This window comes from Pectobacterium atrosepticum, from assembly GCA_019056595.1.
In the GTDB taxonomy this organism is placed as follows: Bacteria; Pseudomonadota; Gammaproteobacteria; order Enterobacterales; family Enterobacteriaceae; genus Pectobacterium; species Pectobacterium atrosepticum.
Genome location: CP036163.1, coordinates 3,051,575 through 3,072,837, shown reverse-complemented (window position 1 = coordinate 3,072,837; position 21,263 = coordinate 3,051,575). Strand labels below are relative to the sequence as shown.

The window sequence follows — 21,263 nt, the reverse complement described above, 5'->3', positions numbered from 1 at the left end:
ATATGGAAAAGGTAGTGATTGTTGATGCCGTACGCACGCCGATGGGGCGATCCAAAGGTGGAGCCTTCCGTCAGGTGAGAGCCGAAGACCTATCCGCACACCTGATGCGTAGCCTATTGAGCCGTAACACAGCGTTAGATGCCCGTGAGATCGACGATATCTATTGGGGATGTGTACAGCAGACACTGGAGCAAGGTTTCAACGTGGCCCGTAACGCCGCTTTGTTAGCTGAAATCCCGGTGAGCGTACCCGCAACGACAGTTAACAGACTCTGTGGTTCTTCTATGCAGGCGCTCCACGATGCCGCCCGTGCGATTATGGTTGGCGACGCGAATGTCTGTTTAATCGGCGGCGTTGAGCATATGGGACATGTGCCGATGAATCATGGCGTCGATTTTCATCCGGGACTGAGCCGCACTATAGCTAAAGCCGCAGGAATGATGGGGCTGACGGCCGAAATGCTCGCGCGTATGCACAATATTAGCCGTGAGATGCAGGATCAATTCGCCGCCCGCTCGCACCAACGGGCCTATCACGCCACCCAATCTGGCGCATTTCGCCATGAAATCGTCTCCACGTCAGGCCATGATGCAGACGGTGCGCTGCAGCGCTTCGATTATGATGAAGTGATTCGCCCAGAAACCACCGTCGATAGTCTTGCCGCTCTCAAACCGGCATTCGATCCGGTTAACGGCACGGTGACAGCTGGGTCATCCTCTGCTCTATCCGATGGCGCATCGGCCATGTTGATCATGAGCGAATCCCGCGCAGCATCATTAAGCTTACCAGTGCGGGCCCGCATTCGGGCGATGGCCGTGGTGGGCTGCGATCCCTCAATTATGGGCTATGGTCCTGTCCCAGCCACTAAACTAGCGCTGAAACGAGCAGGCTTGAGTCTGGCCGATATCGGCATCTTTGAACTGAATGAGGCATTCGCCGCCCAAACGCTACCCTGCATTAAAGATCTGGGTCTATTGGAACAGCTCGATGAAAAGGTCAATCTCAACGGCGGGGCCATCGCGCTGGGCCACCCACTCGGCTGTTCGGGGGCACGCATCTCCACCACATTGATTAATCTGATGGAAAGCCGCGACGCTCAGTTTGGAGTAGCGACGATGTGCATCGGCTTAGGACAAGGTATTGCGACGGTATTTGAACGCCCCTGAGCGTAGACAATCTCTGCAAGCAACTCCTGTAGAAACAAAAAATCCCACAACTGTGGGATTTTTACTGTTTATTTCTTACTGTCGCCGACGGCTTTAAATAAACGAAAACGCATCGCTGAACATGTGAGCTACCAACGCACCGCGCTCGTTACAAAAACGCTCACGCGCAATTTTCGCCATTTCAAAACGCCCGGCAATATAAATATCCTGCTCTGCCAGTGAGCCATAATCCTGCAGGACCGCGCTCAGAACGGTACCCGTTCTGCCATCCCATCCTTCTTCTGGCTGTTCGACAACAGGCACTACTCTCAGATTAGCGTGCTTGGCTGCAAAACCCTCAAGCTCTGTTAAATCATACAGATGCTGGGATTCACGTCCGCCCCAGTAAATGGAGATATCGCGATCGGGTTGCTGTGCAAGCGCGGTCAGCAGAATAGAGCGCACGTACGAAAATCCAGTTCCACCGGCAATCAACACCAGTGGACGCGTACTCTCTTCACGCAGCCAGGCTTCGCCATGCGGGATGTCGACCGTCAGGGTTTTTTCCTTGTGAATGCGTTCCATCACCGCCATCGCGTAAAGATTCAGTTCGGACGCCCCAATGTGTAACTCGATAAAGTTTTTATCCATCGGGGTTGATGCCAGTGAGAAAGGACGTTTATCCCGATCGCCCATGACTACCATCAAATACTGACCGGCCCGAAAGGAAAAAGGCGCTTCAGGTAATAAACGAACGCGATAGACCGTATCGGTTATGGCTTCTACCGAAGTCACTTTACAGCTCAATGTTGTCATGCATTCCCTCTATAGGGTCATAAAAGCAAAACTGAGAACAGGGCAGCCGTTAACGCCGGGGCTCTCTGTCACTAAAAATGGCCAATTCGTCCCATATTTCATCAATGCGGGCACAAACCTGCGGATCTTTCTTGATGGGGTGTCCCCACTCACGCTGAGTTTCACCAGGCCATTTATTGGTGGCGTCCAGACCCATTTTGGAGCCCAGACCAGAAACCGGTGAGGCGAAATCAAGATAGTCTATCGGTGTATTTTCCACTAATACCGTATCGCGTGCCGGATCCATGCGCGTCGTAATCGCCCATATCACGTCCTTCCAGTCGCGCGCGTTAATGTCATCATCGCAGACAATAACAAATTTCGTATACATGAACTGGCGTAAAAAAGACCAGACGCCCATCATGACGCGTTTGGCATGGCCAGCGTACTGTTTCTTCATGGTAACGACCGCCAGACGGTAAGAGCAACCCTCCGGTGGCAAATAAAAATCGACAATCTCAGGAAACTGCTTTTGCAGGATCGGCACGAAAACTTCGTTCAACGCCACGCCCAGCACGGCGGGTTCATCCGGTGGCCGCCCCGTATAAGTCGAGTGATAAATGGCATTCTGGCGTTGCGTGATATGCGTGACGGTAAAGACCGGAAAGTGATCGACTTCATTGTAATAGCCGGTATGGTCGCCATAAGGCCCTTCAGCCGCCATTTCTCCGGGTTCAATATAGCCTTCAAGAACAATTTCCGCACTGGCGGGAACTTCCAAATCGCTCGACAGGCACTTCACAACTTCCGTCTTATGCCCACGCAGTAAACCCGCAAAGGCATATTCCGACAGCGTGTCGGGCACGGGCGTCACTGCACCGAGAATCGTCGCAGGGTCAGCCCCTAGCGCAACAGCCACGGGGAAACGCTGCCCCGGATTTTCCTGACACCATTCCTGGAAATCCAGTGCGCCGCCGCGATGAGATAGCCAACGCATGATCAGTTTGTTTTTGCCTAGCACCTGCTGGCGATAGATCCCCAGATTCTGTCGCTCTTTGTGCGGCCCGCGCGTCACGGTGAGCCCCCAGGTGATGAGCGGCGCGGCATCTTCTGGCCAGCACTGCATCACCGGAATCCGACGCAGGTCAACATCATCACCCTGCCAGATCTGCTCCTGACACGGTGCCGAAGACAGCCGTTTCGTCGGCATATTCAGCACCTGACGGAACTTCGGCATTTTATCTACCAGATCGCGGAACCCTTTAGGTGGCTCTGGCTCTTTCAAAAACGCCAGCAGTTTGCCCACATCTCGCAATGCACTGACCTCTTCCTGTCCCATTCCCAATGCAACACGTTTCGGCGTGCCAAATAAATTGCACAGCACCGGCATGTCATAGCCTTTGGGGTTCTCAAACAGGAGGGCTGGGCCTTCGGCACGCAGCGTCCGGTCGGCAATTTCCGTCATTTCAAGGTAGGGATCGATGGGCTGAGTAATGCGTTTCAACTCCCCTCTCTCTTCCAGCAGCGAGAGGAACTCGCGTAAGTCACGGTATTTCATGCTATTCATCGGAGGCAGTCTATCGTTCTGGCTATTATAAAGTCTCTTCGCCAGCCTGTCGCTTCCCACAGCGCCTATTTATGGCAAGAATCTAATCACCATCAAGAATTCGATCGCCAGAATGTGGTAACAAAAATATCTGCCGAAAATTTTTTATCCGTGCTTGCTTTTGTTATGCTTGCCCGTCGGAATCATAAGTCTGCGAAATTATGGAAGCCTGGTACTTACTATATTGTAAACGTGGTCAACTGCTGCGAGCGAAAGAGCACCTGGAACGTCAGGAGGTAACCTGCGTGAGCCCGATGATCGCGCTGGATAAAATCGTTCGCGGTAAACGAACTGAAGTCTGTGAGCCGCTGTTCCCGAACTACCTGTTTGTGGAGTTCGACCCCGAGCGCATCCACACTACCACCATCAGCGCAACGCGTGGGGTGAGTAACTTTGTGCGGTTTGGCGCACTGCCAGCGACTATTCCGCAGCAGGTTATCGATGAGCTGTCACTTCGCCCCATGCAGGTAATCATTGATCCACTGACGCCACAGTCCGGCGATAGCGTGGTCATTACCGACGGTATTTTCTCTGGTCTTCAGGCTATCTACAGCGAACCTGACGGCGAAGCCCGCTCGATGTTGTTGCTGAATATGTTGAACAAGCAGGTCAGGCAGAGCATCGATAATCGCGAGTTTCGCAAAGCCTAGTCCTAACGCTCCTGACTATTTCCATCCGGCACGTTTACACCGCGCCGGATAAATAACCCGCTTAGCGTTGCATGTGTTGATCGTGTAGCCACTGTGCAACACGCTTGGCAAAGTAGGTCAGCACACCATCCGCGCCAGCGCGTTTGAAGCACAATAGAGACTCCATGACCACCGGTTGTTCCTGTAGCCAGCCGTTCTGAATCGCCGCCATGTGCATCGCATACTCGCCAGATACCTGATAAGCAAACGTCGGCACACCGAACGTATCCTTGACGCGACGAACCACGTCCAGATATGGCATCCCCGGTTTGACCATCACCATGTCCGCGCCTTCCTGCAAATCCTGCGCAATTTCCTGCAAGGCTTCATCGCTGTTGGCCGGGTCCATCTGGTAGGTTTTCTTGTTGCCGCCTTTCAGATTACTTGCTGAGCCCACGGCATCACGGAAAGGCCCGTAATAGCACGATACATACTTAGCCGAATACGCCATGATCTGCGTATTGATCAGGTTTTGTGCTTCCAGGGTGTCACGAATAGCGCCGATACGGCCATCCATCATATCGCTAGGCGCAATAATTTCTGCTCCGGCTTCAGCGTGAGACAGCGCCTGACGCACCAAAATCTCCTTGGTGACGTCATTAATCACATAGCCATCTTCATCAATAATCCCGTCTTGACCGTGCGTGGTATAGGGATCGAGCGCCACATCCGTCAGCAAACCCAGCTCTGGGACGGCACCTTTCAGCGCGCGGATCGTACGAGGAACAAGGCCATCCGAGTTATAGGCTTCTTCGGCATAGAGTGATTTCTTATCCGCTTCAATAACGGGGAACAGCGACAGTACCGGAACGCCGAGCTTAGCGATCTCTTCGGCTTCTTTCAGAAGCACGTCGATAGTCATCCGGTATACCCCCGGCATTGAGGGAACTTCCTGACGATGATTTGTCCCTTCCATCACAAAAACGGGATAAATCAAATCATTCACCGTCAGTTGATTTTCAGCAACAAGGCGGCGGCTGAAATCATGGCGGCGAATACGGCGCATACGTCGGCCGGGGAACGTGCCGGGAAAAGCATTGCTCATGTCATTATTCTCCTGAATCAGGCCAGCCGGAAAACCCGGCGGGCATTTTCATCTGTTGTCTGTCCCAGCCATGTGGCATCTTCTCCACGCCACTCCGCAATCTGGCGAATAATATGAGGCAGATAACAGGGTTCGTTACGACGGGATGCCGGTTTAGGGCGTAAACCCCGGGGTAACAGATAAGGTGCGTCGGTTTCCACCAACAGCCGATCGGCAGGAATATGTGGCAATAAGGCGCGTAGCTCAAGCCCACGACGCTCATCGCAAACCCAGCCAGTGATGCCAATCATCAGTCCCGCCGCCAGACACTCATCCAATTCATGGCGATTGCCGGTAAAGCAGTGAACCACTGCAGCAGGTAACTGGCTCAACCATGGCGTAAGCAGGGAAATAAAGCGGGGATGTGCATCACGACAGTGAAGGAAGACCGGTATGGACAGCTCAGCCGCTATCGCTAACTGTGCACTGAATGCCTGTTCCTGCTCTTCTGGGGTAGAAAAGTTACGGTTGAAATCCAATCCGCATTCACCAATGGAGACTACACAGGCAGCGTTTGCCATTTGGTGAAGCTGTTCGGCAATAGCGTCATTCCATTGGCTAGCATCATGCGGATGGACACCCGCCGTTGACCAACAGTAATCGGGATAGGCTTGCGCCAGCAGCATTGCCTGATGACTTTCCTGGGCGTTAGTTCCCGTGATTAAGATGCCACTGACACCCGCTAGCTTTGCTCGGATGACGACCTGCCCCCTATCTTTTTCAAACTGGGAACTGGTTAGATTGACACCGATATCAAACATGACTCTCACTCTGGCGAATAAAAAAATAAGACCTCTCAAAGAGAGGTCATTTTACCGTCCTGCCGCAGGAAACCGTGAGTTACTGCGATGGCTCTTCAGTTTCAGTCCGTCGTCGGCCTTTGCCAACATAAAACCGCGCGAAGAACACACCGATTTCAAACAGCAGGTACATCGGAATCGCCAGTAGCGTCTGTGAGAAAACATCCGGCGGCGTCAGCAGCATCCCGACAACGAATGCACCCACCAAAATATAAGGCCGCTTTTTCTTCAGATCTTCTGGCGTCACCACACCGCTCCAGCAGAGCAGCACAATGGCAACCGGCACTTCAAACGATATCCCGAATGCCATGAACAGCGCCATAACGAAATCGAGGTAGTTATTGATGTCGGTCGCAATCAACACGCCGACGGGCGCGGTTTTCGCAAAAAAGCCAAATGCCAGCGGGAATACCACAAAGTACGCGAACGCCATACCCGAATAAAACAGCAGGCTGCTGGATACCAGCAACGGCATCATTAAGCGACGTTCGTGTTTATACAGAGCAGGAGCCACAAACGCCCACACCTGATACAGCACCAAAGGCGCGGCGACAAACACTGAGACAATCATCGTCAGCTTTATCGGCGTAAAGAAAGGCGAGGCGACATCGGTCGCGATCATGCTGGCGCCCGCAGGCAATTGCTTGATGAGCGGGGCAGAAACCACTTGGTAAATGTCATTGGCAAAGTACACCAGTACAACAAATACCGCCAACACACAGATAATGCTGTTCAGTAGCCGCTTACGTAGCTCAATCAGGTGGCTAATTAGCGGTTGAGTATCTTCATCGGCCATAAACTAACGACTATCGCTCGGTTGGCGGGCAGAAGCAGCAGAAGGCTGTGACTGCTCAGGTTTGACATTATTGTTACCGACAGCTTCATCACTTGTGGCGTGGCGGCCATCATTGTGATTCTCAGCAACAGCAGCGTTCTCAGGCTCCTGCTGGCTGTCTGCCGGACGTACTGCGGTTTCCGCTTCAATCACCCCATCGTAGGCCGCTTCAGGATCGTTTAACGGGATATTGCTCTGCGGTTCCACCGTCGCACTATGATCACCTGATTTTTTGGGATCGTCTGATTTTTGCGGTGACGGTATCTCGGTATAGCCACGTTTCATCGCTTCTGCCGCATCTTTAAGTTCATCCATTGAGGCTTTCAACTCAGGCGACAGATTCTGCAAACTGGCTTTTTCGACTTTCTTCAGGCTTTCCTGAAACTCCTGGAGTTTCAGCTCCTGAGACAGTTCATTCTGAACCGTAGACGCCAGTGAACGCAGCGTCCTGATCCAGCTTGCAACCGTTCTGACTGCAACAGGCAAACGCTCAGGCCCAAGGACTATCAGGCCGAGAACCATCACCAATAGCAATTCACCAAAACCGATATCGAACACAGATTACACCTGCTCTTTATGCTGGCTCTTCGTGTCGCCCTGCTTGGCGTCTGATTGGTTGTCAGCGATAGATTTAGTAGAGAAATCAGCATCTGGCTGCGCTTTGTCTGCATTCGTGGACGGCTGATCGTCACCCATCGCTTTTTTAAAGCCCTTGATGGATGCACCCAGATCAGAACCCAGCGTTCTCAGCTTGTTGGTTCCGAACAGCAAGATGACGATAACTGCGATAATCAACAGGTTCCAAAGACTAATACCACCCATAACATTTACCTCTTTTCAAAAAGGGGAACGACAGAATTCTCGTTATTGTATCGGGTAATTCTGACGTGCATCATGATCTGCTTCAACGAGTTCGACGCCAACCGATAATCCAAGCGACAATTCCTGCCGCGATCAACCCTGTGGGAACCATATCGGCTTCAACACGACTGATCAGTAACAACGTACCACCGATTAGCAGCGTTGCGCCAATACCCAAAAGATATCGTGACTGTCCTTGACGTGCCTGCTGCGTTCTCAGCTCATATGCCAGCTTATCGACGCTTTGTTTTAACATCTTATGCTGACGAAGTCCGTCATAAAAAAGTTCAGGGATTTCCGGTAATTTCTCAGCCCAGAACGGTGCCTTTTCTTTGAGCGCACGAAAAACCGCAGGTAAACCGACCTGTTGCTTCAGCCAGCTCTCCAGAAACGGCTTAGCCGTTTTCCACAGGTCGAGCTGCGGATAAAGCTGCCGACCAACACCTTCAATATACAGCAACGTTTTTTGCAGCAACACCAGTTGAGGCTGTACTTCCATATTGAAGCGACGCGCCGTATTAAACAAATTCAATAATACATGGCCGAACGAAATTTCCGCTAACGGCTTCTCAAAAATCGGCTCACAGACCGTACGAATAGCAAACTCAAAATCTGCAACATTGGTGTCTGGAGGCACCCAGCCCGAATCCACATGCAGTTCGGCGACTTTGCGATAATCACGGTTGAAGAAGGCGATAAAATTCTCGGCCAGATAGCGCTTATCTTCTTTATTCAACGAACCGACGATACCACAATCAATCCCGATGTATTGCGGGTCTTCCGGGTGATCGTAACTAATAAAGATATTGCCGGGATGCATATCCGCGTGGAAGAAACTGTCGCGAAATACCTGCGTGAAGAAAACCTGAACGCCGCGTTCTGCCAGTAACTTCATATCCGTGCCATTGGCTTTCAGCGCGTCGACATCAGAAACAGGAATACCGTAGATACGTTCCATTACCAACATACTTTCTCTGCAATAATCAGAATAAATTTCCGGCACATACAGCATCGGGCTATTCTCAAAATTACGCCGTAGTTGGATGGCATTTGCCGCTTCTCGCAGCAAGTTCAGCTCATCAAGTAACGTTTTTTCGTATTCCATCACCACTTCGCGCGGACGCAAGCGGCGACCATCCGGCAACAGGCGGGGCAACCAGCCAGCCAGACGTTTCATCAAGCGCATATCTGCCTTGATGACTGGCAGAATATCCGGGCGGATCACCTTGATAACGATTTCTTTTCCCGTACTTTTCAGACGGGCGGTATGAACCTGTGCAATCGAGGCCGAGGCCAACGGTTTGATGTCAAAATCATCAAACCACTCTTCAAGAGGGATACCCTCCATCGCCAACTCAATCTGCTCACGCGCCAGTTTGCCATCAAATGGCTCAACCTTATCCTGCAACATCGCCAGTTGATCGGCGATAGCGGGCGGGAACAGATCGCGGCGCGTCGACATCATTTGCCCAAACTTAATCCACACTGGCCCCAATTCCTGAAGCGCTAAACGCAGACGTTCCCCTAAAGGCATGTTGCGGTGGCGATTAGGTAACCAAAATAGCAGGCGACGCCCCACACGCAGCGGAAACGTCAGACGCATCTTAGGAATGAGTTCGTCCAGACCGTAGCTCAACAGTACACGCACAATGCTGTAGAGGCGGCGTAATTCGCTGGGCGTCATCGTAAAGCCTCCAATTTCGCCAGCCGTTCGGACAACGTATCGACGGATTTATCCAGCGCAACAATTTCCTCATGGAACCAGGCATTCTCCAGTTTTCCCGGTGCCAATCGCCACTCTTCCGTTAACGTCTCGGAAAGGAAATGTTGCTGCTGATGTAATGACCGTCTCAGGAAACTCAGTGTTTTCTGTGCCGTCTGGCTAAGCCCCTGAGCAACAATATCGCCCAGATAAGGGGATAACCATTCAGCCGGATCGCACTCCGCCAGATCACACAGCACGATGAACTGTTGAACGACTTGAATATCGCCTTCAATGATCAGTTCGCCGCTGCGCATCAGCGACGATAGCTGTTGACGATCGCGTAATTTCATCAGAACCGGAACGCGTGTTTTCAGACGGCAATCAGCCAACTCGTCCCACTGGCTAACAACATCCAGCCGCTGTTCGTTAAACACCAGCACCAAGGGGACATCCAGTTCAGCCAGCTCGATCTGGAGTGTTTTTCCCTGTAAGCGCTGACGGGCAGATTTCATGCTTCGATCACAAGAAAAAGCGTCGTGAAAAAGCAGCTGATTCAGCGCGGTTTCCAGCGTGGCTGTCAGAAAAGACGTTATCAGCATTGGCGTTTCCAATCAGAATTTAAACCCACGATGCAGCGCAACGATTCCACCGGTGAGGTTGAAATAGTTAACACTGTCAAAACCAGCGTCGCTCATCATCCCTTTCAGCGTTTCCTGATCGGGGTGCATGCGGATGGATTCAGCAAGATAGCGATAGCTTCCGGCATCGCTTGCCACCGCTTCGCCAATCCTCGGCAGGATATGAAATGAATACGCATCGTAAATAGTGCTCAGCTGTTTAATCACCGGTTTGGAAAACTCCAACACCAGCAACCGACCACCGGGCTTCAGAACACGGTACATGGAGCGCAGCGCTTTGTTTTTGTCCGTCACGTTGCGCAGACCAAAGGAAATAGTAATGCAGTCGAAGAAATCATCAGGGAACGGCAGCGCTTCTGCATTGGCCTGCACGTAGTTGATATTGTCGATAATGCCTTTGTTACGCAGTTTCTCGCGGCCCACCTTCAACATGGATGCGTTGATATCCGCCAGAATGACTTCACCGCCCTCACCAACCATACGGGAGAACTTGGCAGTCAAATCCCCTGTTCCTCCAGCAAGATCCAGAACGCGCTGATTACGCCTGACTCCACTGCACTCGATAGTGAAACGCTTCCAGATACGGTGAATACCAAAAGACATCAGGTCATTCATCAGGTCATACTTTGCCGCTACAGAATGAAAAACCTCAGCCACCATGACTTCTTTTTCATCCTTGGCGACAGTCCGAAAACCAAAGTCGGCCGTTTTCTCCTGCTCACTTGCCATCTTATCCGCCTACTATTTCAGTCAAATTTCGGGTCTACCCATTAATGATGAGAGTGTACCAGACCCGTATAAAAACCCCACTGCACTAATTTCGCATAGCATGGGTGCCAAGCCCGCGAAATCCATACCTATTTATATCCGTCAGACTTCAAACTGCTTGTGCGTTGGCTACGCTCCTTCACCCTCCGTTTTTACGGTTGGGGAGGCAGTTTCAGGTGCTATAGAACCCAGTAATTCATCGTGTTCAGTGTGCTCATGGGCCATTGCTTTTTCTGCCAATGACGGGCTGATCGTGCGTTTAATTTCTACACCCAGCGCGCGAAATCCCTCAGCTTGGCCAATAAGGTTACCACGCCCAGACGAAAGTTTATTCATCGCCTGACGATAAGTGCCCTGTGCTTTATCCAGACTCTGCCCCAGCGCCTCCATGTCATCCACAAACAACCGCAGCTTATCGTACAGCCGTGAGGCTTTTTCGGCGATCTGCTGTGCATTGCGACTCTGTTGTTCATAGCGCCATAAATTGTTGATAGTACGTAATGCCACCAGCAGCGTGGTCGGGCTGACCAGCATAATATTGTTCTTTAGCGCCTCGTTGATCAACTCGGGCTGGCGATCGATAGCGACCAGAAAAGCGGGTTCGACGGGAATAAACATCAGTACGTAGTCCAGAGAACGCAGCCCCGGAAGCTGTTGGTAATCTTTGCTGCTCAACTGCCGAATATGGCTGCGAACCGAGAGTAAATGTTCGTTCAGCGCCGCACTACGTTCTACGTCATCGTCACTATTGAAATAGCGCTCGTAGGCCACCAGCGACATCTTGGCATCGATCACAACATCTTTACCCTGCGGTAAACGCACGATGACATCGGGTTGCAAACGGCTATTTGTCCCCGTTTGCACGCTGACCTGTGTTTGATATTCATAGCCTTCACGCAGACCGGAGGCTTCCAGCACACGGCTTAACACCACTTCGCCCCAGTTACCCTGCGTCTTATTGTCGCCTTTCAGCGCTTTCGTCAGGTTGATGGCCTCGTGTGCCATCTGCGCGTTCAGCTGTTGCAGATTGCGGATCTCATGTGCCAACGTGTGACGCTCGCGCGCTTCCGCGCCAAAACTGTCCTGCACCTGGCGACGAAACCCATCAAGCTGGTCACGCAACGGCATCAGCAGCTTATCCAGACTCTGTTTATTTTGTTCATCCACCTTGCGGCCACTGTGTTCGAAAATGCGGTTCGCCAGATTCTCAAACTGTGTCGTCAACCGCTGTTCGCTGCTTGCCAGCAGCCGCTGCTTCTCTTCCGCTGCCATACGGGTTTCTTCCAGCCGAATAGTGACTTCCCGCAGTTCGGCTTCCTGCGCACTATTGATTTCACGCAACGTCCGCAGTTCCTGATTTAGCTGCACGCATTCAGTGCGGAGTTCGCCAAGTTGTTGCAGCTTTTCATGGCTGGCAGAGAGTTGAGCGTGAACCGTGCGCAGTTCCAGCTCGTTTTGCCGCAGTCGTTGTTCATCCTGCTGCTTTGCCTGCTGCTGTTCACTGAGTGACTGTTGAGTCTGCTGCAATGTCTGCGCCAGCAACCGCTGTTCAGTATTATGCTGCGACAGCTTCTGCTGATGAATCAGACTAGCAATTAACCACCCGATCAGCAGACCCACCGCACCACCGCCTAGACCATAAAATATGCTGATATCCACTTTACCTCCGCAGGCCTTTCACGCTGTCGGTCAAGGTAAAATGATACTGTATGGATGTCCAGAAACAATTCAGGAGGGGAGTCGGTTGAGCCGAAAAATGCGAGCCGCATTCCATATGAGTATCAACAGACGATAATTTGCAGAAGAATCAGAGCGATAACAAAGAAATCCCCCAACGCGAAGCACCAACGTTGAGGGAACTTAAGGTATAGCGTAGACCTATTCTAGTAATGCTTAGGCTAAGCGCTGTTTCGCATCGCTAATCGCTTTAGCGACCTGCTGCGGTGATACGCCACCTTGTGCAGCACGCTTATCCAGACAGGATTGCAACGCAAGAATCGGGTATACGTCATTGCCAATCACCGCACTGAATTTTTGCAAATCGGTCAGCGGCAGTGCTTCCAACGCTTTGCCCTGACGAATGGCTTCAACCACCGCTTCACCCACGATGTGGTGCGCTTCACGGAACGGGACGCCTTTCGCGACCAGATAGTCTGCCAGCTCTGTAGAGTTTGCGTAGCCTTGCTCAGCGGCTTCTTTACAGCGCGGACGTTTAACCTGAATGCCTTCCAGCACCAGACCCGCCATCATCAGGCAGTCGTGCCAGGTATCCAGCGCATCAAACAGCCCTTCTTTATCTTCCTGCATGTCTTTGTTATACGCCAGCGGCAAGCCTTTCAGCGTCATCATCATGCCGGTCAATGCACCCTGTACGCGACCGCATTTACCGCGAATCAGCTCCAGCGCATCCGGGTTTTTCTTCTGCGGCATCAGGGAGGAACCGGATGTCACACGGTCAGACAGCTCGACGAACGCGGCTTCACCGCTATTGAAGAAGATCAGATCTTCAGCAAAGCGCGACAGGTGAACCATGCCAATTGAGGCGTTGGACAGCAGTTCCAGCACATGATCGCGATCGGAAACCGTGTCCAGACTGTTGCGCGTAGCAGAGGCAAAGCCCAGCCAGTCTGCTAACTGCTCACGGTCAATCGGATAAGCCGTTCCTGCCAGCGCCCCGCAGCCCAGCGGGCTGACATCCAGACGCTTCAGCGTATCTTCCAGACGACTTTCATCACGAGTTAACATTTCATGATAAGCCAGACACCAGTGTGCAAACGTCACTGGCTGCGCGCGCTGCAAGTGGGTGTAACCCGGCATTACGGCATCCTGATTGGCTTCTGCCGTCGTGACCAGCGCCTGACGCAGCTGGCGTACCGACAGCAGCAGCTCTGCAATCTGTGCCTTGCACCACAGTTTCAGGTCAGTTGCGACCTGATCGTTACGGCTGCGACCGGTATGCAATTTCTTACCTAAATCGCCGACTTTCTCAATCAGGCGCAGCTCAACCCAGCTGTGAATGTCTTCTGCATCGCTTTGCAGGATCATCTCAGGATCGGCTTGTACCTCAACCAGCAGCGCATCCAGCGCCTGTTCCAGTTGTTGCTGTTCCTGCTCGCTGAGCACATTGACCGTCACCAACGCTTTCGACCAGCCAATCGAGCCAACGATGTCCTGTTCCGCCAGACGGTAATCAAACCGCAGTGAGTCATTAAATTGTTTAAAACGCTGATCTGCTGCCTGACTAAACCGACCGCCCCACAAAGCCATAACCATTACTCCCAGAATGTAATTCATGTTGGTATCGCATCATGCCATACCCAGAAACGACTTACGCCAGAATACGCGTGCCGATAGCCACACCGCTGAACAGCGCGGGCAGTTGCTCGGCATGACGCCAGCTGGCGATATCAACCGGACGGCCCAGCGCACGAGCGGCATCCAGCGCAGCGTTAACCTTAACAATCATGCCGTCGGTGATGATGCCCTGAGCAATCAGTTGCTCGGCTTTCTCCGCCGTCATTTCGGCAATACGCTGGCCTTTACCGTCCAGAATGCCACTAACATCAGACAGCAGGATTAAATCCGCGCCCAGCGTTTGCGCCAGCGCCGTTGCCGCCTGATCGGCGTTGACGTTCATCAGGTCACCCTGCGCCGTAATACCGATGGAGCTGACGACAGGCAGATAGCCCGCAGAAAGCAGCGTGTTCAGCAGCGCTGGCGATCCTGCTTCCGCTTTACCCACAAAACCCAGAGATTCATCTAACTGCGTTACCGTCGTGCTGTCACCATCGCCCAGGCACAAACCCACAGCGTTGATATCATGCTTCTTCGCCCATGACAGCAGCGTCTTGTTGGCTGAACCCGCCAGCGCACCGGTAATGATGTCGATCTGATCGGCAGGCGTGACGCGCAGGCCGTTTTTCTTCACGACAGGCAGCGACAGTTTCTTCATCAGTTCATCCACCAGACAGCCACCGCCGTGCACAATCACCAACGGACGCTGATGTTCCTGACGGTAAGCCACCAGTGCTGTGAACAGGCGCTCCAGCGCTTCTTCGCTATCCAGTAAAACGCCACCTAACTTGATAATTAACGGATTCATTATGCTTCGTGCCTCGAAATGTCGGGACCAGTAGTCATTAAATTAACGATTGGGTTTCAGGGAAACCAAAACGAATGTTCATGCATTGCACAGCCTGTGCCGCCGCGCCTTTCAGCAGGTTATCTTCGGTTGCCACCACGATGAGGTGCTCACCGTCAACGGCGAAACCGATATCGCAGAACGGCAGGCCAACAACAGATTTCAGCGCCGGAACGCCCTTATCATACAGACGAACCAGCGGCTTATCGTGATAAGCGTTGTGATAGGCTTCAGCGACATCCTGCTGGGTGACGCCCGGCTGCAGGCGACAAGTGATGGTTTCCAGAATGCCACGGGCGAAGTTGCCCAAATGCGGCGTGAAAATCACTGGCGTACCGAGATGTGTTGAAATTTCAGGCTCATGGCGGTGGTTGAAAATACCATACGGTTGCAGGCTGACTTCACAGAAGCTGCTGGTCAGTGATGCTTTACGCCCCGCGCCGCTCACTCCGCTCACGGCATTAATCACCGGCCACTGGGCTGAATTCAGCAGTTGAGCATCAAGCAGCGGCTTCAGCGCCAGCTGCGCAGCCGTCGGATAACAGCCCGGTACTGCAATCAGCTGTGCCTGTTTTACGCTTTCAGCGCGCCATTCCGCCAGCCCGTAAACCGCTTTTGCCAGCCAGTCGGTGTGCTGATGTTCGAAGCCATAATAGCGACGATAAAATTCGGCATCCTGTACGCGAAACGCGCCGGACAAATCAAAAACAGTGCAGCCTGCCGCCAGAAAAATCGGGGCCAAATCGTGGCTGACTTTGTGGTCAGTCGCCAGAAAAACAACATCCACGCCCTTCGCCGCTTCTTCAGCATCAGTCAGCGGTTTTACCGGTATATCAATGATGCCTTTGAGCTGCGGATGTAAATCAGAAATCAATTTTCCTGCATCGACACTTTGCGCAGAAACCATCAAAGCGGTTATGTTCATCTGTGGGTGACGGTTCAGGTAGAGCGCAAGCTCAGCGCCGGTATAACCACTTGCACCAACAATCAGCGTATTCAGCATGGGATCCGTATACCTTCTTATTTATCTATGGAACAGGTAACAGGGTTCACCAGCGTCGATACGCTGCTCACCCGCGAAACTCAGTGAAAGTGACGAATCGTCATCGCCGTACCTTTGGGTTTCCTTTCGCCGAGCAATATTGTATTTTTATTCAAAATAAATGCATGAATATTGATACTATCCTAACCAGAGGCTGTCAACAGTGAAGATGAATTTACCCCCTTTTATTGAGCTATATCGGGCATTGATCGCCACACCGTCCATCAGTGCCACCGACAGCGCGCTCGATCAAAGTAATCATACCTTAATCAACCTGCTGGCAGGCTGGTTCGGCGATATCGGCTTCCATGTTGAAGTCCAACCGGTTCCCGGCACCCTCAATAAATTTAATATGCTAGCGCGGATTGGTGAAGGAAAAGGTGGCTTATTGTTGGCAGGGCACACCGACACCGTTCCGTTCGACGACGGTCGCTGGACGCGCGACCCCTTCACGCTGACCGAACACGACAACAAGCTGTACGGTCTGGGCACGGCGGATATGAAAGGGTTCTTTGCCTTTATTCTGGATGCCTTGCGCGATATCGATCCGACCAAGCTCACGAAGCCGCTCTATGTACTGGCAACGGCGGATGAAGAAACGACGATGGCTGGCGCCAAATATTTCTCCGAATCCACGCAGATTCGCCCGGACTGCGCCATCATCGGCGAACCCACCTCGCTGCAACCAGTGCGGGCGCACAAAGGCCATATGTCCAATGCGATTCGTATTCAGGGTCAATCCGGCCATTCCAGCGATCCTTCACGCGGCGTAAACGCGATTGAGCTGATGCACGAGGCAATTTCCCACCTGTTGGTGCTGCGCAATACCCTACAGGAACGCTATCACAACCCAATTTTCCACATTCCTTACCCCACGATGAATCTCGGTCATATTCACGGCGGCGATGCCGCAAACCGTATCTGCGGCTGCTGTGAACTGCATATGGATATTCGCCCGCTGCCGGGTATTACGCTTAACGATCTGGACGGACTGCTGTCAGAAGCACTTGCGCCCGTCAGCCAGCGCTGGCCGGGTCGGTTGACCATCAGCGAACTGCATCCCCCGATTCCCGGCTATGAGTGCCCGCCCGATCACCGTCTAATATCAGTCGTGGAGAATCTGCTGGGGACGAAAACGGAAATTGTGAACTACTGCACCGAAGCGCCGTTTATTCAGACGCTGTGCCCGACGCTGGTCTTGGGGCCGGGATCGATCGAACAGGCGCACCAGCCGGATGAATATATTGATACCGCGTTTATCAAACCGACGCGGGAACTGATTTCGCAGGTTATTCATCACTTCTGCCACCACTGATCCGATGAAAGCGGCCTTGTCAGCTATGCTGGCAGGGCCATTTTGAGACAGCCCATGAAAAAGAAAGATTTCATCGCGCAGGATTTACTGAGCAAAATCTATCAGCACACCGATCCGCTGCCGGAAAAGCTGCCGCCGGAACGCCAGTTGGCGGAAGAATACGGCGTGTCGCGCTTTACTATTCGTCAGGCGCTGGAAAAACTCGCCAGTATCGGCGCGATCCATATGGTGCAAGGCTCGGGTAATTTCATTAATCAGGGCGTACGCAGTAACCCACTGGTTTATAACTCGATTACCGAAAAGAAATTTACTCAGATTTCATCTCGCCTGCTTAGCCTACATAAACGCCTGCCGAACCGAGAAGAGCAGCAGGTCTTTGCTATCAGCGACAATGCGTTCATCTGGGAATTCAGCCGCTTACGCTATGTCGATAACCGCAAGGTGCAGATTGAGATATCGAAAATGCCTGCCGCAGACTTCCCTGAGATGAGTCAGAAGATTATTGAAGGCTCTATTCAGCAGTATGTGCTCAGCAAGGGCTATGCAATTTCACACTACCTGACACATTATCAGGCGGTTAACGTCACTAAAGCACAGGCTGAGCTGTTGGGCTGCAAGAAAGGCACGGCGGCGATGCATATTCTTAATCGCGGAATTTTACAGGGCGGGCGCGTGTACGAATCGAGCGATATCATCGATATAGATTACACCTGCACCTACGTCATCCCCTTAAACCTCGATAACCTAGCCTTCCGTCAGTCGCCGTAAGCGACTCAAGGCGTATGCATCGTGCCATCTGGCAGGCGACTCTGCGTCCACTCGTGCGGACGATAGACGACAGGGAACTGCCGCGCTGCATCCAGATCGATGCCGACACCGATACCGGGACGCTCAATCGGGTACAGATAGCCATTCTCCGGTTCCACCGCCTGCGGGAAGACCTTGCGGGTATTTTCTGGGTAAGCGACAAACTCCTGAATCGCGGCGTTGTGCAGGTGGATATTGAGGTGAATATTAACCGCCGCGCCGATGGGCGTCATATCCGGCGGACAGTGCCACGCTAACCGAACGCCAAAGTTCTGACAGAATGCGCCCAGTTTCAACGCAGGCGTAATCCCGCCAATCTGTGAGACATGGCAGCGAATAAAATCAACCTGACGGTTAATCACCAGATTTTGCCACTCGGCGGGGTTGTTAAACAGCTCTCCCGTCGCCAGCGGCACCGCGCTCTGGCTACGGATCTGCGCCAGCCACTCGTTTTGCGCAGGCGGCAAAATATCTTCGATAAAATAGGGACGATAAACTTCTACTGCTTTGGCGAACTGCACGGCCTGATTCGGAAACAGGCGTTCATGGACATCATGCAGGATGTGAAAACGATCGCCGTATTTCTCCCGCAAGGCACGGAACATGGCGAGCGTGTTAGCCATGTACTGATCCTGATCGTAATAGGCTCCCTCCGTTGGCTGCCGCGTGCTGTGCAACGCATCAGGATTACCGCCATAGAACCCTAACTGGCAGCGGATATGGCGATAGCCTTGCGCATAAAGCCGCTCGACTTCCTGATACAGTCCATCCAGCGTATCGCTGGCAGCATGGCTGTATGCGGCAATCGCATCGCGAGATTTCCCACCAAACAGGTGATAGAGCGGCATATCCGCCAGCTTACCCTTGATGTCCCACAGCGCCATATCGACACCCGCGACAGCATTGTTGATAACCGGCCCGTTACGCCAGTAGGCGTTGACCATCATCATGTGCCACAAATCTTCGATATGGTTAGCATCTCTTCCCAATAGCAGCGGTTTGAGGTACTCGTCTACCATCGCCTTTACGGCGAGCGGGCGCTGCTGGAAGGTTGCACACCCATAACCTGTAACGTTTTTATTCGTATGCACCACCACCGTCACCAAATTATGGCGGTCAGGGCGGGTAACAAGACATTCAATGTCAGTAATGATTGTTGGCAACACAAAAATATCCTCCGGTGCGTTTACCGGAATAGTCACGCCCAGTAAAAACACAGTCTAAAATCAGTTTCTTTTTTGTTTTCTACTTATTTTTTCTTTTATTGTAAACCTATTCTTTAAAAGAATTATTTTGGTTTAAAAAACTCGCTTAATTGATTAAAAAACCAGACCAATTATCAGTTACTGGCAATAAAAACCCCTTTAAAGCCTAATCATGTGATGGACTTCATGTTTTATTGGTTTGTTTTTTTATTTTTAGTTTTTTATTATCAGTGGGAATAATTTGACCAAAAATAACATAGTGCTATGCAGGGGTTTATTCCATGGGAAAAAATGAGGTTATTCAGTCAATCATTAAACTGGTTGGCGGAAACGAGAATATTAATAAAGCCTGGCACTGTATGACGCGGCTTCGGTTTGATTTAGTTGATGAAAGTAAAGTGCAAACCGACGCAATCAAGAACCTGCCGGGGATATTAGGTGCGCAACACCAAAGTGAGCAATTTCAGATTATTATCGGGCCGCAGGTCAATGAATACTACGAACTGTTGAACGCACAGCTTTCTCCTACCGCCACGGCACAGCCAGACGCGCCGAAGCAGAAAAAAGGGCTGATCTCGCTGTTCATGGATACGGTTTCTGGCGTATTTGGTCCCATCGTGCCTGCTATCGCGGGTGCGGGGATGATCAAAGGGCTACTGGCAGGGCTGATCGCCTTGAAAGTAGTCTCTGCCAAAACCGATACCGTTATCGTTATCGACCTGATCGCCAGCGGCGTGTTCTATTTCTTGCCGTTCTTCCTCGCAATCTCAGCGGCCAGGATATTCAAAACGAACGAATATCTGGCAGCGGCTGTCGCTGCTTGCCTGATGTACCCGTCGCTAATGGAAGCGGCGAAGGCACTAGCCAGCAATAGCCCTAATGCGGTCAGCGCCTTTTACTTCGTGGGCGTACTGCCCATTCCAGTGTTCAACTATGCTGCTAGCGTCATCCCAGTGATTTTCTCCGTGCTGGCGTTGAGCTATATCCACCGCTGGGTCGACCGCATCATGCCTTCGATCCTGAAAACCGTGTTTACTCCAACGCTGACGCTGTTTATCGCCGCGTTGGTGTCCCTCACGGTTATCGGACCATTCGGGATCTATCTCGGTAAACTACTGGCACTGTTTATTCAGAGCCTGTTCGATGTGTCGTCTATCTTTGCTGGTTTCGTGGTCGGTGCGATTCGGCCTGTCGCTATCCTGACTGGGATGCATCATGCGATGACGCCCATTGCGCTGCAAAATTTCAGCAATCAAGGTTTCGATATGCTGATGCCAATGATGTGTATGGCTAATATGGCGATTGCTGGGGCAACATTTGCTATTTACTTCCATGCCAAAACCCGTCAGGACAAGTCTGTCGTACTGTCTGCTGGGGTTTCAGCACTGCTCGGTATTACCGAACCTGCACTCTTCGGCGTACTGACTAAGTATAAAAAAGCGTTTATCTCCGCCACCGTTGCCAGCTCCATCGCCTCGGCCTTTATTGCGTACTTCGGTGTCCGGCTATATGGCTACATTCTGTCGAGTATTTTCAGCTTGCCAGCCTATATCGGCCCGTACTTTAGCTATGCCGTCTCCGGTATGGCTATCGCCATCGTGCTTTCTTTTACTCTGACCTACATTCTGGTTGTCAGAGCCTCCAAGCAGTCATAACCGCACTCGCGGGGCCGCTGCGCCCCGCGTTTCTTCCCCCCACGATACTCTAAATAATTCGAGTTTCAGGAAGGCGGCAAGGCGTTTTTGAACAGCGCTTACGCTGACCCTGAAGGGGTGAGGCATTTATAAGCCTTGTAACGCGGCAAGCGAAGGAATCCCGATGAGCTTA

General features: G+C 52.0%; 20 protein-coding genes. 5 read left to right on the top strand and 15 right to left on the bottom strand.

Features of this window, described 5'->3' with window-relative positions:
• Positions 1-2: 2 nt before the first annotated feature.
• Complete coding sequence (gene fadA, locus DCX48_14605) at positions 3-1,166, top strand: acetyl-CoA C-acyltransferase FadA (protein ID QXE15648.1); 1,164 nt, start codon at positions 3-5, stop codon at positions 1,164-1,166.
• 93 nt (positions 1,167-1,259) lie between these two features.
• Here the strand turns inward: fadA and DCX48_14600 are convergent, their stop codons facing one another.
• Entirely contained in the window at positions 1,260-1,961 is a 702-nt protein-coding gene (locus tag DCX48_14600) for an NAD(P)H-flavin reductase (protein QXE15647.1), read from the bottom strand.
• Between the two features lie 49 nt (positions 1,962-2,010).
• The gene (locus tag DCX48_14595; GenBank protein QXE15646.1) at positions 2,011-3,507 is read right to left on the bottom strand and encodes a 4-hydroxy-3-polyprenylbenzoate decarboxylase; all 1,497 of its coding nucleotides are present in this window, start codon (positions 3,505-3,507) and stop codon (positions 2,011-2,013) included.
• A 200-nt stretch (positions 3,508-3,707) separates the two neighbouring features.
• Here DCX48_14595 and rfaH point away from each other — a divergent pair, with 200 nt between their 5' ends.
• Positions 3,708-4,196, top strand: a complete 489-nt coding sequence (rfaH, locus tag DCX48_14590) for a transcription/translation regulatory transformer protein RfaH (GenBank protein ID QXE15645.1) — start codon at positions 3,708-3,710, stop codon at positions 4,194-4,196.
• Between the two features lie 61 nt (positions 4,197-4,257).
• On the opposite strand, the gene hemB is transcribed toward rfaH, so the two are convergent.
• The 12 genes from hemB to argC form a co-directional block, all read right to left on the bottom strand.
• Entirely contained in the window at positions 4,258-5,280 is a 1,023-nt protein-coding gene (hemB, locus tag DCX48_14585; GenBank protein QXE15644.1) for a porphobilinogen synthase, read from the bottom strand.
• 17 nt (positions 5,281-5,297) lie between these two features.
• Complete coding sequence (gene tatD, locus DCX48_14580) at positions 5,298-6,080, bottom strand: 3'-5' ssDNA/RNA exonuclease TatD (GenBank protein QXE15643.1); 783 nt, start codon at positions 6,078-6,080, stop codon at positions 5,298-5,300.
• Between the two features lie 79 nt (positions 6,081-6,159).
• Positions 6,160-6,915 (bottom strand): Sec-independent protein translocase subunit TatC, encoded by a 756-nt coding sequence (gene tatC, locus DCX48_14575; GenBank protein QXE15642.1) that lies wholly within the window; start codon positions 6,913-6,915, stop codon positions 6,160-6,162.
• Between the two features lie 3 nt (positions 6,916-6,918).
• A complete protein-coding gene (gene tatB, locus DCX48_14570) occupies positions 6,919-7,512 on the bottom strand; it encodes a Sec-independent protein translocase subunit TatB (protein ID QXE15641.1) in 594 nt (197 codons plus the stop codon).
• Between the two features lie 3 nt (positions 7,513-7,515).
• Positions 7,516-7,776 (bottom strand): Sec-independent protein translocase subunit TatA, encoded by a 261-nt coding sequence (gene tatA / locus DCX48_14565; protein ID QXE15640.1) that lies wholly within the window; start codon positions 7,774-7,776, stop codon positions 7,516-7,518.
• Positions 7,777-7,858: 82 nt separating this feature from the next.
• Positions 7,859-9,499, bottom strand: coding sequence for a ubiquinone biosynthesis regulatory protein kinase UbiB (gene ubiB, locus DCX48_14560; GenBank protein QXE15639.1), 1,641 nt, complete (start codon positions 9,497-9,499; stop codon positions 7,859-7,861).
• Positions 9,496-10,119, bottom strand: coding sequence for an SCP2 domain-containing protein (locus tag DCX48_14555; GenBank protein QXE15638.1), 624 nt, complete (start codon positions 10,117-10,119; stop codon positions 9,496-9,498). The genes ubiB and DCX48_14555 overlap by 4 nt, the downstream gene beginning before the upstream one ends.
• A gap of 12 nt (positions 10,120-10,131) precedes the next feature.
• Positions 10,132-10,887 carry a bifunctional demethylmenaquinone methyltransferase/2-methoxy-6-polyprenyl-1,4-benzoquinol methylase UbiE gene (gene ubiE, locus DCX48_14550; protein QXE15637.1) on the bottom strand — a complete coding sequence of 252 codons (756 nt, stop codon included), beginning with the start codon at positions 10,885-10,887 and terminating at the stop codon, positions 10,132-10,134.
• Positions 10,888-11,055: 168 nt separating this feature from the next.
• Positions 11,056-12,585, bottom strand: coding sequence for a DNA recombination protein RmuC (gene rmuC, locus DCX48_14545; protein ID QXE15636.1), 1,530 nt, complete (start codon positions 12,583-12,585; stop codon positions 11,056-11,058).
• Between the two features lie 234 nt (positions 12,586-12,819).
• Positions 12,820-14,193, bottom strand: a complete 1,374-nt coding sequence (locus DCX48_14540; protein QXE15635.1) for an argininosuccinate lyase — start codon at positions 14,191-14,193, stop codon at positions 12,820-12,822.
• A gap of 61 nt (positions 14,194-14,254) precedes the next feature.
• Positions 14,255-15,028, bottom strand: a complete 774-nt coding sequence (gene argB, locus DCX48_14535; protein QXE15634.1) for an acetylglutamate kinase — start codon at positions 15,026-15,028, stop codon at positions 14,255-14,257.
• A 37-nt stretch (positions 15,029-15,065) separates the two neighbouring features.
• Positions 15,066-16,070 (bottom strand): N-acetyl-gamma-glutamyl-phosphate reductase, encoded by a 1,005-nt coding sequence (gene argC, locus DCX48_14530; protein QXE15633.1) that lies wholly within the window; start codon positions 16,068-16,070, stop codon positions 15,066-15,068.
• 202 nt (positions 16,071-16,272) lie between these two features.
• On the opposite strand from argC, the gene DCX48_14525 reads away from it, so the two are divergent.
• The gene (locus DCX48_14525; GenBank protein ID QXE15632.1) at positions 16,273-17,424 is read left to right on the top strand and encodes an acetylornithine deacetylase; all 1,152 of its coding nucleotides are present in this window, start codon (positions 16,273-16,275) and stop codon (positions 17,422-17,424) included.
• 54 nt (positions 17,425-17,478) lie between these two features.
• Positions 17,479-18,192: a GntR family transcriptional regulator gene (locus tag DCX48_14520; protein ID QXE15631.1), complete on the top strand. Its 714-nt coding sequence runs from the start codon at positions 17,479-17,481 to the stop codon at positions 18,190-18,192.
• A gap of 5 nt (positions 18,193-18,197) precedes the next feature.
• Here DCX48_14520 and DCX48_14515 read toward each other — a convergent pair whose 3' ends face one another.
• Positions 18,198-19,397, bottom strand: a complete 1,200-nt coding sequence (locus DCX48_14515; protein ID QXE15630.1) for a D-galactonate dehydratase family protein — start codon at positions 19,395-19,397, stop codon at positions 18,198-18,200.
• Positions 19,398-19,717: 320 nt separating this feature from the next.
• Between DCX48_14515 and DCX48_14510 the strand changes: the two genes are divergently transcribed.
• A complete protein-coding gene (locus DCX48_14510) occupies positions 19,718-21,091 on the top strand; it encodes a PTS sugar transporter (protein QXE15629.1) in 1,374 nt (457 codons plus the stop codon).
• Positions 21,092-21,263: the final 172 nt, after the last annotated feature.

What these genes read in the sequence shown, in the direction of transcription:
- DCX48_14595 (QXE15646.1), bottom strand. Translation starts at nt 3,507, where the DNA reads ATGAATAGCATGAAATACCGTGACTTACGCGAGTTCCTCTCGCTGCTG.
- DCX48_14510 (QXE15629.1), top strand. Translation starts at nt 19,718, where the DNA reads ATGGGAAAAAATGAGGTTATTCAGTCAATCATTAAACTGGTTGGCGGA.
- DCX48_14555 (QXE15638.1), bottom strand. Translation starts at nt 10,119, where the DNA reads ATGCTGATAACGTCTTTTCTGACAGCCACGCTGGAAACCGCGCTGAAT.
- fadA (QXE15648.1), top strand. Translation starts at nt 3, where the DNA reads ATGGAAAAGGTAGTGATTGTTGATGCCGTACGCACGCCGATGGGGCGA.
- ubiB (QXE15639.1), bottom strand. Translation starts at nt 9,499, where the DNA reads ATGACGCCCAGCGAATTACGCCGCCTCTACAGCATTGTGCGTGTACTG.
- tatC (QXE15642.1), bottom strand. Translation starts at nt 6,915, where the DNA reads ATGGCCGATGAAGATACTCAACCGCTAATTAGCCACCTGATTGAGCTA.
- DCX48_14600 (QXE15647.1), bottom strand. Translation starts at nt 1,961, where the DNA reads ATGACAACATTGAGCTGTAAAGTGACTTCGGTAGAAGCCATAACCGAT.
- tatA (QXE15640.1), bottom strand. Translation starts at nt 7,776, where the DNA reads ATGGGTGGTATTAGTCTTTGGAACCTGTTGATTATCGCAGTTATCGTC.
- DCX48_14520 (QXE15631.1), top strand. Translation starts at nt 17,479, where the DNA reads ATGAAAAAGAAAGATTTCATCGCGCAGGATTTACTGAGCAAAATCTAT.
- DCX48_14540 (QXE15635.1), bottom strand. Translation starts at nt 14,193, where the DNA reads ATGGCTTTGTGGGGCGGTCGGTTTAGTCAGGCAGCAGATCAGCGTTTT.
- ubiE (QXE15637.1), bottom strand. Translation starts at nt 10,887, where the DNA reads ATGGCAAGTGAGCAGGAGAAAACGGCCGACTTTGGTTTTCGGACTGTC.
- rfaH (QXE15645.1), top strand. Translation starts at nt 3,708, where the DNA reads ATGGAAGCCTGGTACTTACTATATTGTAAACGTGGTCAACTGCTGCGA.
- argB (QXE15634.1), bottom strand. Translation starts at nt 15,028, where the DNA reads ATGAATCCGTTAATTATCAAGTTAGGTGGCGTTTTACTGGATAGCGAA.
- argC (QXE15633.1), bottom strand. Translation starts at nt 16,070, where the DNA reads ATGCTGAATACGCTGATTGTTGGTGCAAGTGGTTATACCGGCGCTGAG.
- tatD (QXE15643.1), bottom strand. Translation starts at nt 6,080, where the DNA reads ATGTTTGATATCGGTGTCAATCTAACCAGTTCCCAGTTTGAAAAAGAT.
- hemB (QXE15644.1), bottom strand. Translation starts at nt 5,280, where the DNA reads ATGAGCAATGCTTTTCCCGGCACGTTCCCCGGCCGACGTATGCGCCGT.